This window comes from Geodermatophilus sp. SYSU D00814, from assembly GCF_054050055.1.
The window spans coordinates 95,814-109,237 of the sequence record NZ_JBJGYP010000012.1 but is presented as its reverse complement, the minus strand read 5'-3'; the positions used below and the strand labels follow the sequence as shown (position 1 = coordinate 109,237).

14 protein-coding genes are annotated in these 13,424 nt (G+C 74.0%); 6 read left to right on the top strand and 8 right to left on the bottom strand.

Annotated features, from left to right (window positions below):
* Window positions 1–108: 108 nt before the first annotated feature.
* From ACI780_RS11520 to ACI780_RS11485, 8 genes are all read right to left on the bottom strand, one after another.
* Window positions 109–816: a GntR family transcriptional regulator gene (locus ACI780_RS11520; protein WP_457003016.1), complete on the bottom strand. Its 708-nt coding sequence runs from the start codon at window positions 814–816 to the stop codon at window positions 109–111.
* Window positions 817–893: 77 nt separating this feature from the next.
* Window positions 894–2,051: a diaminopropionate ammonia-lyase gene (locus tag ACI780_RS11515; RefSeq protein ID WP_456871853.1), complete on the bottom strand. Its 1,158-nt coding sequence runs from the start codon at window positions 2,049–2,051 to the stop codon at window positions 894–896.
* Window positions 2,052–2,089: 38 nt separating this feature from the next.
* Window positions 2,090–2,833: an SDR family NAD(P)-dependent oxidoreductase gene (locus ACI780_RS11510; RefSeq protein ID WP_457003014.1), complete on the bottom strand. Its 744-nt coding sequence runs from the start codon at window positions 2,831–2,833 to the stop codon at window positions 2,090–2,092.
* Window positions 2,834–2,835: 2 nt separating this feature from the next.
* Window positions 2,836–3,276, bottom strand: coding sequence for a GlcG/HbpS family heme-binding protein (locus ACI780_RS11505; protein WP_456871855.1), 441 nt, complete (start codon window positions 3,274–3,276; stop codon window positions 2,836–2,838).
* The gene (locus ACI780_RS11500) at window positions 3,273–4,004 is read right to left on the bottom strand and encodes a 2-oxo acid dehydrogenase subunit E2 (protein ID WP_457003012.1); all 732 of its coding nucleotides are present in this window, start codon (window positions 4,002–4,004) and stop codon (window positions 3,273–3,275) included. The genes ACI780_RS11505 and ACI780_RS11500 overlap by 4 nt, the downstream gene beginning before the upstream one ends.
* A complete protein-coding gene (locus tag ACI780_RS11495; RefSeq protein WP_456871857.1) occupies window positions 4,001–4,228 on the bottom strand; it encodes a biotin/lipoyl-containing protein in 228 nt (75 codons plus the stop codon). The genes ACI780_RS11500 and ACI780_RS11495 overlap by 4 nt, the downstream gene beginning before the upstream one ends.
* Before the next feature lie 3 nt (window positions 4,229–4,231).
* Complete coding sequence (locus tag ACI780_RS11490) at window positions 4,232–5,248, bottom strand: alpha-ketoacid dehydrogenase subunit beta (RefSeq protein ID WP_456871858.1); 1,017 nt, start codon at window positions 5,246–5,248, stop codon at window positions 4,232–4,234.
* Window position 5,249: 1 nt separating this feature from the next.
* Entirely contained in the window at window positions 5,250–6,278 is a 1,029-nt protein-coding gene (locus ACI780_RS11485) for a thiamine pyrophosphate-dependent dehydrogenase E1 component subunit alpha (RefSeq protein ID WP_457003009.1), read from the bottom strand.
* Window positions 6,279–6,416: 138 nt separating this feature from the next.
* Here ACI780_RS11485 and ACI780_RS11480 point away from each other — a divergent pair, with 138 nt between their 5' ends.
* The 6 genes from ACI780_RS11480 (at window position 6,417) to ACI780_RS11455 (ending at window position 13,421) form a co-directional block, all read left to right on the top strand.
* Complete coding sequence (locus ACI780_RS11480; RefSeq protein ID WP_457003007.1) at window positions 6,417–7,199, top strand: SDR family NAD(P)-dependent oxidoreductase; 783 nt, start codon at window positions 6,417–6,419, stop codon at window positions 7,197–7,199.
* A gap of 160 nt (window positions 7,200–7,359) precedes the next feature.
* A complete protein-coding gene (locus ACI780_RS11475) occupies window positions 7,360–8,835 on the top strand; it encodes a purine-cytosine permease family protein (protein WP_457003005.1) in 1,476 nt (491 codons plus the stop codon).
* Window positions 8,832–9,680 carry an N-acyl homoserine lactonase family protein gene (locus tag ACI780_RS11470; RefSeq protein WP_456871862.1) on the top strand — a complete coding sequence of 283 codons (849 nt, stop codon included), beginning with the start codon at window positions 8,832–8,834 and terminating at the stop codon, window positions 9,678–9,680. The genes ACI780_RS11475 and ACI780_RS11470 overlap by 4 nt, the downstream gene beginning before the upstream one ends.
* Before the next feature lie 169 nt (window positions 9,681–9,849).
* Window positions 9,850–10,746, top strand: coding sequence for an ABC transporter substrate-binding protein (locus ACI780_RS11465; RefSeq protein ID WP_456871863.1), 897 nt, complete (start codon window positions 9,850–9,852; stop codon window positions 10,744–10,746).
* 60 nt (window positions 10,747–10,806) lie between these two features.
* Window positions 10,807–12,459: an amino acid ABC transporter permease/ATP-binding protein gene (locus ACI780_RS11460; protein ID WP_456871864.1), complete on the top strand. Its 1,653-nt coding sequence runs from the start codon at window positions 10,807–10,809 to the stop codon at window positions 12,457–12,459.
* 20 nt (window positions 12,460–12,479) lie between these two features.
* Window positions 12,480–13,421, top strand: a complete 942-nt coding sequence (locus tag ACI780_RS11455; protein WP_456871865.1) for a phytanoyl-CoA dioxygenase family protein — start codon at window positions 12,480–12,482, stop codon at window positions 13,419–13,421.
* Window positions 13,422–13,424: the final 3 nt, after the last annotated feature.

Sequence of the window (13,424 nt, the reverse complement as noted above, 5' to 3'; positions counted from 1 at the left end):
GCCGTCGGCGTCCGGCGGTCCGGCGGCGTGGGGACAGCGTCCCGACCGCGACCCGGCCTGGGTAGGGGCTTCCGGCCGGTCCCGGGCCTGCCGGGAGACGGGTGCGGCTCAGCGGGCCTCGCGCGCGTCCTGCTCCCCGAGCAGCTGGGCGACCGCCTCCCCGGTGTCGAGCACGTGCTGCCGGGCGAGCCGGCCGGCCTCCGCCGCGTCCCCGCGGCCGACGAGGTCGGCGAGCTGCTCGTGCAGCGAGACCCAGTCGCTGCCGAGGTCGCCGGCGACCATGTGGAAGTAGAAGCGGGCGCGCTTGTGCAGCTCCGTCGAGAGGGTGCCCAGCACCTCGTTGCGGGACGCCGTCCGCATCGCCGCGTAGAAGTCCGAGCCCGACCGCTCCAGGGCCTCGTCGTCCCCGAGCTCCAGCAGCCGCCGGCTGCGGTCGACCACGCGGCGCAGCGCCTCCAGGTCGGCCGGCGTGCGGCGCTGGGCGGCCCACTCGGCGATGGCCCCCTCGATCACGGCCCGGGCCTCGAAGAGCGCGGTCAGCTCCTCTCCCGACCGCTCGCGCACGTAGGCGCCGTAGCGCGGGCGGATGTCGACCCAGCCGGCCTCGTGCAGGGAGCGCATGGCCTCCCGCACCGGGATCCGGCTCACGCCGTACTGCGCCGCCAGGCGGTCGGTGTGCAGGCGCTCGCCGGGGGCGAAGACGCCCTGGATGATGGCGTCCTCGAGGATCTCGTGGATCCGGGCCGGCAGCGTGCCGGAGTCGAGGGACGCGAGTGCTGGGTGGCCGTGCTGCGGCGTCGACGTGCTCGTGGTCACGGTGGTGCCCCCTTGGTTCCAGAACGATTCTGCCTGACCGGACGGACGGCGCGGGATCACCGGCCGGAGCGCGCCGATCATCGTTCCGCCGCTCGCGACCCGGCCAGGACCCGCGCGTAGTTCACCGGATCGGTGACGCCCTCGGTGAGCACCAGCAGCACCGAGGCCGACGCGTCCAGGCCGAGGGCGGCCGACTCCTCCGGCCGCAGGCACAGCAGCCCGCCGAGAGCGGCCGCGGCCGACTCGCCGACGGCGAGGTCGAGTCCCGCGAGGACCCGCATGGCCTCCTCGGCCCACGCGTCGTCGATGGCCACCAGGCCGCGGAAGGTGTCCCGCACGACCGGCAGCGCCAGGGGCGAGGGCAGCCCGCAGTTCAGCCCCGCCATGCTCGAGGTGTGCGGGCCGGGCACCTCCACCGAGGTGCCGGCCGCCACCGAGGCCATGACGCAGGCCGCCGACGTGGGCTCGACGGAGACCAGCGTCGTCCCCCGGGGCCCGTGGTGGTGCGCGGCGGCGGCGGCCAGGCTGCCGACCCCGACCGGGACCACCGCGTGGGTGGGCGGCGCCAGCCCGGCCTCGGCGACCTGGTCGTCGACCTCGGCGAAGACGGTGGCGTACCCGTCGACCACCCAGCCGGGCACGTCCCGGTAGCCCTCCCAGGCGGTGTCGGAGACGACGAGGGTGCGCTCGTCGGCGTACGTGGCCGAGCGGGTCACGGCGTCCTCGTAGCTGCCGTCGACCACCTCGACGCCGGCCCCCTCGCCGGTGATGCCCTCGATGCGCGCCTGCGCCGTCCCCGCGGGCACCAGGACGTGCGCCTCCCAGCCGAGGAGCCGGGCCATCCGCGCGACGGCGCGCCCGTGGTTGCCGTCCGTGGCCGCGACCAGGCGGGTGCCGGCCAGGTCCCCGAGCTGCGACTTCAGCCCGTCGAGGTCAGACCAGGCGCTGACGGGCTCGGCCCGGGCGGCGAGCACGGCGCGGTAGGTGGCCCAGGAGGCGCCCAGGATCTTGTAGGCCGGCAGGCCCATCCGGAGGGTCTCCACCTTCGCCACCACCGACCCGACGCCCAGGCGCTCGGCCAGCGACGGCAGATCGCGCAGCTCGGTGGGCCGGTAGCCGGGCAGCAGGCGGTGGAACTCCCGCGGTCCGGGGGGACCGTCGCCCGCAGGCGGGCGCGGTGGGGGAGCGGGCCACCCGAGCCGGGCGGGTTCGTTCAGCAGCAGCCGGTGCGACACGGTCGCCCTCCTGGTGGGACGGTCACGGGACGGGCGCCTCAGACGGCGCTGTAGCCGCCGTCGACGACCAGGGCCTGGCCGGTGACGTAGGCGGCGCCGGGGGAGGCGAGGAAGAGGACGCTGCCCACGACGTCCTCGGGGACGCCCTGCCGCCGCAGCGGGATGGCGGCCTCCAGCCGGGCCAGCGCGCCGGCGGGGTCGTCCTGGTGGTCCCAGAACGCGTCGTTGAACGGGGTGTCGATCCAGCCCGGGCAGACGGCGTTGACCGTGATCCCCTCCGGTCCGAGCTCGTCGGCCAGCGCGCGCACCAGGTTCAGGACCCCGGCCTTCGAGGCGTGGTAGGCGGGCATGCCCGCGTGTCCGCGCAGGGCCCCGGTCGAGGAGGTGATGACGACGCGGGGGACGGCGGAGGCGCGCAGGTGGGGCAGGGCGGCCTGGGTGAGCAGGAACGGGGCGCGCAGGTTGACCGCCAGCGAGCGGTCCCAGTCCTCGACCGTCCAGTCGGGGAGCGGCCGGGCGAGCAGCAGGCCCGCGTTGGCGAAGACGACGTCCAGCCCGTCGCCGTGCGCGGCGGCCGCGGCCACCGCCTCGGCTGCCGCCCCGGGGTCGGCCAGGTCGGCGACGAAGGGGGCCGCCGGTCCGGGCAGGTCCTCGGCCGCGGTCGCCTTGGCGCCGTCCCCGTCCCGGTCGGCCACCAGGACGGCGTCGCCGCGCTCGCGGAACGCCCGCACCACGGCCCGGCCGATGCCGCGGGCTCCGCCGGCGACCAGCACCGAGACCACGGTCAGCCCTCCAGCCCGGCAGCGGCCAGCCCGGCGAGGGCGCAGGCGCGGTCGACGGCGGCGGCCGCCCCGCTCACACCCACCCCGCCGACCAGGGCGCCGTCGGCGTGGATCGGCAGTCCGCCGGCGAACACCACCAGGCGCCCGCCCAGCGCGGTGGACATGCCCCAGTCCGCGCCGCCGGGCGCGGTGGACCCCGCCCACGTCTCGGTCGGCGCGTCGAGCGCGACCGCGGTGTAGGCCTTGTCGGTGGCCAGCGGGAGGGCGACCAGCTGCGCGCCGTCCATGCGGATGGCGGCGACGAGGTTGCCGCCGGCGTCGACGACCGCGGCTCCCATGGCGGCGCCGCGCCGTTCGGCCTCGGCGCGGACGCCGGCGAGGACGGTGAGCGCCAGGTCCAGGCTGGCGTCGGCCCGCGAACGGGTCCGGGCGGTGAGGGTCACGAGACTGCCTCCGGGGCATCGGGGAGGGCATCGGGGAGGGCATCGGGGAGGGCATCGGGGAGGGCATCGGGGAGGGCACCGGGGAGCCCGGCGGGGTCCTCGAGCCGGTCGGCGACCTCGGCGAGGAAGCCGGCCGCCGGCGCGCCGTCGACGACGCGGTGGTCGCAGGAGAGGGCCAGCTCGAGCCGGCCGTCCACCACCGCGCCGACGGCGAGGACGGCCGCCTGCGGGGGGAGCACGAGGGCGCGGAAGCGGTGCACCCCGTGCGGGCCGAGGTTGGAGATGGTGAAGGTGGTGGAGAAGACGTCGTCGGGGCGCAGCGTGCCCGCGTGGGCCGCCGCGGTGAGCCGGACCCGCTCGGCGGCCAGCTCACCCAGGGTGCGGCGGTCGGCGTCGCGGACGGCCGGGACGACCAGCCCGTCCTCCACCGCCACCGCCAGGCCCACGTGGACCGCCCCGTGCTCGACGATGCCCTCCTCGGTCCAGGAGGCGTTGAGCCGGCGGTGGGCGACCAACCCGGCGGCCGTGGCGGCGGTCAGCGCGTCGCTGAGGGAGAAGCGGCGCCCACCGGCCGCGCGCAGCTGCTGGACCGCCCGGACGTCGACGGTCCGCTCGACGGTGAACTGCGGCACCGCCGCCGAGGCGAGGACGGTGCGCACCACGGCGCGGCGCACCCGGGAGAGCGGCACCAGCCGGTCGGCGACCGCCGGCGCGCCCGCCGCGGTCACTGCAGCCGGGCGATGACGGCGCCGACCTCGGCCGTCTCGCCGGTCTCGACCAGGATCTCGGCGACCACGCCGGACCCGGGGGACTCCACGTCGGCGTCCACCTTGTCCGACTCGACGGTCACCAGCGGCTGGCCCTCGCTGACCTCGTCACCCACGGCCACCAGCCACTCGCCGACGACGGCCTCCTGCATCGTCATCCCCCACTTGGGCAGCACGACGTCCACGGGTCAGCCCTCCAGGGTCTTCTGCACGGCGGCGCGGATCTCCTGCTCGTCGACCAGCACGCGCTTCTCCAGCACGGGGGAGAACGGCACCGGGACGTCCTCCCAGGCCACCCGCTGGGGAGCGCTCTTCAGCGAGCCGAAGGCGGCCTCGCTGACCATCGCGGTGATCTCGCTCGCGACGCCGCAGGTCAGCCGGGCGTTGTCGCACACCACCAGGCGCCCGGTCTTGGCCACCGACGCCAGGATCGTGTCCCGGTCGAGGGGTACCAGGGTGCGCGGGTCCACGACCTCGACGGAGACGCCCTCGGACTCCAGCGCGCGGGCGACCTTGAGCGCCTTGGGCACCAGGGCACCGATGGCGACGACGGTGACGTCGGTGCCGGTCCGCTTCACGTCGGCGACCCCGAACGGGATCGCGTAGGGCTCCTCGGGCACCTCGCCCTTGGTGCCGCCCAGCACGGCGTCCTGGAAGTAGACGACGGGGTTGGGGTCGCGCACCGCCGTGACCATGAGGCCCTTGGCGTCGTAGGGCGTCGACGGCATGACGACCTTCAGCCCGGCGACGTTCATGAGCATCGGGTGCGGGTTCTCGCTGTGCTGGGCCGCGGCGGCGCCGGAGGGGCCGCTCATCGTGAAGTAGACGATGGGCAGCTCGACCTGGCCGCCGGACATGTAGCGCAGCTTCGCCGCCTGGTTGGCCACCTGGTCCATGGCCACGTAGAAGAAGGAACCGACCATCAGGTCCACGACCGGCCGCAGGCCGACCGCGGCCGCGCCGACGCAGGCCCCGACGAACGTGGCCTCGGAGATGGGCGTGTTGCGGACGCGGTCCTCCCCGAACTCCTGGATCAGGCCGCGGGTGGCCCCGATGATCGAGCGGTCGACGTCCTCACCGAGGACGACGACGGTGGGGTCCTCGCGCATGGCGTCGCGCAGGCCCTCCTGCATCGCCTTGATGAAGTACTCGCGGCGCACGGCCGGCGCGGTGGCGGCCGGCGGGGCGCTGGTGGTGGCGGTCATCTCAGATGTCCCCTCGGTCGTCGTCGGCGTGCTGGGCGTAGAGGGCCTGGAGCGCCTCCTCGGCGTCCGGGAACGGGCTGGCCTCGGCGAAGGCCAGCGCCCGCTCGACGGCCTGGGTCTCCTCGGCGTCGACGGCGTCGAGGTCGGCCTCGGTGATGCCGGCGGCCACCAGGTGGCGGCGGTAGGCGGCGATCGGCTCCCTCGCCCGCCAGTGGTCCTGCTCCTCGCGCGGGCGGTAGTCGCCGGCGAAGGCCTCCTCGCCCTCGTTGTGGCCGTGCCAGCGGTAGGTCATGGCCTCGATGAGCGTGGGGCCCTCACCGGCCCGGGCGCGGGCGACGGCCTCGTCCGTGGCCTGCCGCACGGCCAGGACGTCGTTGCCGTCGATCTGGACACCCGGGATGTCCATCGCCCGGCCGCGGTCGGCGATCCGCCCCGCGGTGAGCTTCGAGGTGTGCGTCCACTCGGTGTACTGGTTGTTCTCGCAGACGAAGACGACCGGCAGCTTCCACACCGACGCGAGGTTCATCGACTCGAAGAAGACGCCCTGGTTGGAGGCGCCGTCGCCGAAGAAGGTCGCCGTGACGTTGTCCCGGCCGAGCTGCTTGTCGCCCCACGCCGAGCCGGTGCCGATCGGGATGCCGCCGCCGACGATGCCGTTGGTGCCAATGATGCCGAGCCCGAAGTCGACGATGTGCATCGAGCCGCCCTTGCCGCGGCAGTAGCCGTCGACCTTGCCGAGCAGCTCGGCCATCATCCGGTCGACCTCGGCGCCCTTGGCGATGAGGTGGCCGTGGCCGCGGTGGGTGCTGGTGATGCGGTCGTCGGCGCGCAGCGCCGAGCACACGCCGACCGCCACCGCCTCCTCACCGAGGTAGAGGTGCACGAACCCGGGCAGGCGCCCCCGCTTGAACAGGTAGGCGAGCTTCTCCTCGAAGCGCCGGATGCGCAGCATCAACCGCAGCAGGTGGAGCTGCTCGTCGCGCGGCGGCGGGTCCGCGGCCGGAGCCGGGGCGAGATCGGTCTGGGTCACGGGCTTCTCCACTCGGGACGGGGGATGTGGCCGGACGGGACGCGCGGTGCCGGACGGACGCGGGCCGTCGCACCGGACTGGAGATTGTTTATACAGTATCTCAAGACAGGGCAACAGGGACAGGGGAGGGGACCGCTCATGGGACTGCTCGACGGGCGCGTGGCGCTGGTGACCGGAGGCGCGCGGGGGATCGGCCGGGAGGTGGGGGCGCGACTGGCGGCCGCCGGTGCCGCCGTCGTCCTGGCCGACGTCGCCGAGGGGGCGGTGCGGGAGGCGGCCGCCCACCTGCGGGCCGACGGCGCCCGCGTGGCCGGCGTCGCCGTGGACGTGACCGAGGAGGTGTCGGTGGCCGCCGCGTTCGACGAGGCGGAGGCCGTGCTGGGGGCCGTCGACGTCCTGGTGGCCAACGCCGGGATCCTGGTGCTCGAGCGCGCCCTGGACCTGTCGGCGGCGGACTACCGCCGGGTCCTCGACGTCAACCTCACCGGCACGTTCCTCACCTGTCGCGAGGGGGCGCGGCGGATGGTGCAGGCCGGCCGTGGTGGCCGGATCATCGTCTCCTCCTCCCTGTTCGGCCTGCGGGGAGGGGTCGAGAACACCGCCTACTCGTCGAGCAAGTTCGGCGTGGTGGGGCTGGCGCAGTGCCTGGCCGCCGAGCTGGGGGAGAGCGGCATCACCGTCAACGCGGTGTGCCCCGGCCAGGTCGACACCGTGATGATCCGCGACCTGATCGCCGAGCGCGCCCGCCTGACCGGGTCCTCGCCGGAGGCGGTGGAGCAGGCCATGCTGGCGCGGATCCCCAGCCGGCGGATGGCGCGTCCCGCGGAGGTCGCCGACGCCTACGTCTGGCTGGCCTCCGACATGGCCGGCTACGTCACCGGGCAGTCGATCGTGGTCGACGGCGGCTGGCAGCTCGGCTGACCGCACGGCGTCCGGAGGGTTGACATCCTCCGGGTCGTCATTCGTATTCTTTATACGATCTGCCGTCCCCGCCGAGGAGCGGGGCGGTCGAGAGCCCCACCAGCCCGTCGCGGCCGACGGCCGTCACCCCTGGGTACCGGGGCGTCCGGAGGGAGCACCGATGAGCGAAGCCGTCGCAGCGGACCGCAGCGTCCTCGAGAAGCACCACATCGACGTCGTCGACCCGGCCGACCGGCGGGGGCGGGCGCGGGACCTGTTCTCCGTCTGGTTCTCCGCGAACCTCAACATCGGCGGTGCCGTCTTCGGCGCCCTCGCCGTGGCCCTGGGCAACAACGTCTTCTGGTCGCTGGTCGTCGTGGTCCTCGGCAACGTCCTCGGTGGGACGTTCATGGCCCTGCACTCCGTCCAGGGCGCCCGGCTCGGGGTCCCCCAGCTGATCCAGAGCCGCGGCCAGTTCGGCTTCTACGGCGCGCTGCTGCCCGTGGTGCTGGCGGCGCTCCTCTACGCCGGCTTCTTCACGCTCACCGCGGTCATCAGCGGCCAGGCGCTGGCCGCGGCCGCGCCCGCCGTGTCGGTCAACCAGGGCGTCCTCGTCAGCGTGGCGATCAGCCTGCTGTTGGCACTGCTCGGCTACCGGGCCATCCACCTGACGGCGAAGTGGGCGGTGTGGCCCCTGGCAGCCGCCGTCGTCGTCGTCACCGTCGTCACCGCCGTGACCGTCGCCCGGGAGGGGGTCGTCCTCACCGTCTCCGGGTTCGCCCCCGGCCCGTTCTTCGGCGCCCTGGGGATCATCGCGACGTTCCTGCTGACCTACGCGCCCTACGTCTCGGACTACTCCCGCTACCTGCCGGTCGACACCCCGGCCCGCGCGGCGTTCACCGCGACCTTCGCGGGCGCGGTCCTCGCCTCGGTCTGGTCGGAGCTGCTGGGTGTCTTCCTCGCCGCCCAGGTCGTCGGCACCGACACCTTCCAGGCGGTCGGGGAGGTCCTCGGAGGCGGGGCGCTGGCCGCGGTCGTCCTCCTGGTCACCGCGGCGGCCATCGCGGGCAACAACGCCCTCAACCTGTACGGCAGCATGCTGAACCTGATCACCGCGGCCTCGTCGTTCCGGACGTTCCGCCCGTCGGTCGGCCTGCGGATCGCCATGCTGCTGCCCACCCTGCTGCTCGGCACCTTCCTGGCGCTGCAGGCGTCGGCGGACTTCTACGCGCAGGTGGGCAACTTCCTGTCCTTCCTGACGCTGGGCTTCGTGCCGTGGGGGGCGATCAACCTGCTCGACTTCTACCTGGTGCGGCGCGGGGAGTACGACGTGCGCGGGTTCTTCGACCGGCGCGGCCGCTACTACCGGGACCCGGCCACCTGGACCTTCGCGGGGTTCAACGTCCCCGCCCTCGTCGCCTACGCCGTGGGCGTCGCGGCGGCCGTGCCCTTCGTCGCCAACGGGTGGTACACCGGCCCGGCCGCCGCGGCGCTGGGCGACGCGGACCTGTCCTGGATCCCCGGCCTGCTGGTCTCCTCCGCCGTCTACCTCGTGCTGGTGCGCCTGTGCACCTCCCGGACAGCGGGGCGCGGGTACGCGGGCGACCCGTCGCGGTCGCCGGCCCCGCCGTCCGTCCGCGCCGGGCACAGCCGGTGACCGGGAGCCGGGCGCGGCGGCTCTTCGTGCTCACCTTCGGTGCCGAGCTGATCCCCAAGTCACTGTCGGTCGCCGGGGACCCGGACACGCTCTTCTGGGCGCCGATCACCGGGGCCCTCGTCGAGACCGACGACGGCTGGGTCCTCTTCGACTCGGGCATGCGCCGGGCCAACCACGACGCCCGCCGGGTCGACGAGACCTACCGGGGCGGCCGCGACACCCCGGAGCGGGGAGCCGTCCCCCCGGTCTTCCCGGCCGATCCCGGGCCGGGGCGGTGGACGTGGGGGCGGGACGGCGAACCGCTGCGGGCCGCGCTGTCCGACGTGGGCCTCACCGTCGGCGACCTCGGGCTGGCGGTCATCAGCCACCTGCACTGGGACCACGCGGGAGGGATCGGGCTGCTCGCCGCCGCCGGCGTCCCCGTGGCGCTGCACGAGGACGAGATCGCCTTCGCCCGCTCCGGGGCACCCCGCTTCGAGGAGGGCTTCGACCGGGCGGACTGGGCGCCGCTGGGGGACGGCTGGGTGTCCCTGAGCGGCGACACCGAGGTCGCGCCGGGGGTCACCGCGCTGTCCACGCCGGGCCACACGCCCGGGCACGTGTCGCTGCGGGTCGACCTCCCGCAGACCGGCACGTGGCTCTTCCCGTCCGACGCGGCCGAACTCGCCCAGAACTGGATCGACCGGCGGGGGTGCGGCTCCACCAGCGGCTCCACCCCCGAGCTCGCGCGCGCGTCGATGGACAGGCTCGTCTCGCTGGCGGCCGCCACGGACGCGCGGGTCGTCTGCGGGCACGACCCCGTCGTCACCAGGGTCGCGGAGCACCCGCCCGGCGGGCACCGCTGAGGCCGGCGCCCGGCGCGGACGGCGGACGGGGTGCGGCGGCGGACCGCGGCGTTCCCTTGACACCTCGCTAATACCGTATAAAGAATCAGACAGCGACTGTGATCCGGGTCTCACCGGGACACCCACCCGTCGAGCCCCGTCACCGGATCCCCGACCGAGGAGACACCCCATGAGGAACACCCGGATCTTCGTCCTGACCGCGGCGGCGGCGCTGCTCGCCACCGGGTGCAGCGGCGGTGAACGGCAGAACGCGGTCGCCGCCCAGGCCGAGGAGGGCGTGGCCGACGAGGCGGCGGGCTCCTGCTCCGACGTCGGGGAGCAGTACCCCGACCTGGAGGGGCAGACCCTGACCATCGGCTCGACCCCGGGCCTGAACTACTACAACCTCGTCGACGAGTCGCGGCCCGACGAGGTGATCGGCCTGGAGCCGGACCTGATGCGCGCGGTCTCCGAGTGCCTCGGCTTCGAGTACACGTACCAGAAGACCGACTTCAACGGCCTGATCCCGGCGCTGCAGTCCGACCGGATCGACCTGATCACCTCGGGCATGTACGCCACCGAGGAGCGGGCCCAGGAGGTCTCCTTCGTCACGTACATGAACGCCTCGCAGTCGGCCGTGGTGCAGCAGGGCAACCCCTCCGACATCGGCGGCCTGGAGGACCTGTGCGGGACCACGGTCGCCCAGGTCGTCGGCACCGTCGAGGTCGAGCTGGCCGCCCAGCAGAACGAGCAGTGCCTGGCCGGCGGGCAGCCGGCCATCGAGACGCTGGACTTCACCACCAACAACCAGATGGTGAGCGCCCTGACCGACCAGCGGGCCGACGTCTTCCTGACCGACACCGGTGTGGCCGCCTACCTGGCCGACGAGTTCGACGGCCTCGAGGTCGGCTTCGACCTGGTGTCGGACTTCCGGTTCGGGATCGGCGTCGGCAAGGACAACGAGGAGCTGCTCAACGGCATCCACGACGCCCTCGTCGCGATGCACGAGGACGACCAGGTCGTCGCCATCGCCGAGGAGTGGGGCTTCTCCGCCGACGCCGTCATCGACCCGGAGATCGTCCAGTGACCCGGTGACCTCCGAGCGGGGGCCCCGAGCACACCCATCCGAACGGACTGAGAGACCGACATGGCCGACTTCTGGTACTACCTGAGACTGCCTGCCCTCTGGGAGGGCGCCTGGGTCGCCGTCCAGATCGCCGCCCTGGCGATGACCGGAGCACTCGTGCTGGGGCTCCTGCTCGCGCTCATGCGCGAGTCCAAGCACGCCTGGCTGCGCTGGCCGGCCGCCTTCTACGTGTGGTTCATGCGGGGGACGCCGCTGCTGCTGCAGCTGGTCTTCTTCTACGTGATGTTCCCGGCGATCGGCGTGCCGCTCTCGTCGTTCTGGACCGCGGTCATCGGCTTCGCGCTGAACGAGGCGGCCTTCGCCGGCGAGATCATCCGGGGTGGCATCCGGTCGGTCGGCCCGAGCCAGGTCGTCGCGGCGCACTCGCTGGGCATGGGGCCGGTGCTCACCCTCCGCCGGATCGTGCTGCCCCAGGCGCTGCGGGCCATCGTGCCGGCGCTCGGGAACAACACCATCTCCCTGCTCAAGGCCACGTCGCTCGCCTCCGTCATCGCCGTCGAGGAGCTGACCCTCGTCGCGCAGACCTTCGTGTCGCAGACCTTCCAGTTCTTCCCCATCTTCGGCGCCGCGGCGGCGATCTACCTGCTCATCACGACCGCGCTGAGCATCGTCCAGAACATGCTGGAGCGCCGGTACTCCCTCGACCGGGAGGTCACCGAGCGCAACGGCGTGATGGCCCGGATGCTGGGGATCCGCGGCCGGCGCCGGGGTGGCGAGATGGACGGCGGGTCCGGCCCGGACGCCCCGCTCACCGGCGGTCCCGGTGCCCCTGCCGGCGCGAACGACGCCGCCGCCACCGACGAGGCGGCCGTCGCCGAGGCCCGGGCGCACCGGGGGGTCACCGCGGTCATCGCCCAGCAGAGCCTCGCCGAGGCCGGCAGCGAGGAGGTCGTCACCGCCCGCGGCGTCCGCAAGTCCTACGGCGACCGGGAGATCCTCAGCGGCGTCGACCTCACGGTGCGGCGCGGCGAGGTGGTCGTCCTCATGGGACCGAGCGGGTCGGGCAAGAGCACGTTCCTCCGCCTGGTCAACCACCTGGAGTCCGTCGACGGGGGCGAGATCCTCGTGGAGGGCGAGCACGTCGGGTACCGCCGGGTCGACGGTGCGCTCAAGCCGTCCGACCGGCTGGACCGGGCGCGGGCCAAGGCGCGGATCGGCTTCGTGTTCCAGCACTTCAACCTGTTCGACCACCTGCCGGTGATCGACAACGTGACCATCGCGCCCGTCGAGGTGTTCGGCGAGAAGCCGGAGACGGCCCGGGCGACGGCGCTCGGACTGCTCGCCGACGTCGGCCTCGACCGGCACGTCCACCACCTCCCGCACCGGCTCTCCGGTGGCCAGCAGCAGCGGGTGGCCATCGCCCGGGCGCTGGCGATCACCCCGCGGCTCATGCTGTTCGACGAGCCGACCTCCGCCCTGGACCCGGAGCTGGTCGGCGAGGTGCTGTCGGTCATGCGCCGGCTGGCCGACGCCGGGATGACGATGATCGTCGTCACCCACGAGGTCCGCTTCGCCCGCGAGGTGGCCGACAAGGTCGTGTTCATGGACGGCGGGCGCGTCGTCGAGGAGGGCACGCCGGCGGAGGTCCTGGAGAACCCCCGCGAGGAGCGGACCCGGAAGTTCCTCAACATGGTCGCCCGCGCCGACGCCTGACCCCCGAGGAGATCCCGACCATGACCACCCACGGCGTCCGGGCCGACTGGCTCGAGGACTACCACCGCGACGGCTACGTCGTCCTCCGCGGGGCGTTCAGCCCCGCGGAGGTCGCCGCCGTCAACGCCGAGGCGGTCCGGCTCTGCCGCGCCGACTGGGGCACGGTGGACTTCGACCCCGACACCGTCGCCGAGCGGGACCCCGGCGCTCCCGCCGGGACGGCCGGCCCCGCCGGCCGGTACCCCGACGACGACGCCTCCGACGACGCCTCCGACGACGCCGACGACGAGGTGCTGCGGCGCTACCTGTGCCTGCACTTCCCGCACAAGGCCTCCCCGCTGCTGCGGGACACGCTGGCGCACCCGGTGCTGGTCGACGCGCTGACCCGGGTCATCGGCCCGGACGTCAAGTCGATGCAGTCGATGCTCTTCCTCAAGTCCGAGGGCAAGCCGGGACAGGCCTGGCACCAGGACGAGCTGTTCATCCCGACCCGGGACCGGTCGCTCACGGCGGCCTGGATCGCCCTGGACGACGCCCGCGTCGACAACGGCTGCCTCTGGGCGCTGCCCGGGTCGCACCGCGCCGGGGTGCTCTACCCCGACCGCGAGCACGACGACCCCCGCTACGACTGCACCGTCGAGGCCTTCGACTTCCCCTACCGGGACGAGGACGCGGTGCCGCTGGAGGTCGACGCCGGCGACGTCGTCCTGTTCGACGGCTACCTGCTGCACAAGTCGCTGCCCAACACGGCCCGCCGGGGGACCCGCCGCGCCCTGGTGCACCACTACATGAGCGCGCAGTCGCTGCTGCCGTGGTTCCACCGGCCCGGCGTGCACCTGGGCAAGACCGACCACCGGGACGTCGTCCTGGTGGCCGGTACCGACCCCTACCGCTGGAAGGGCTACGAGGACCTCTTCGCCGCCGAGGTGCGCCCCGACCGCGAGGGCGGCTGCCGACGCTGACCG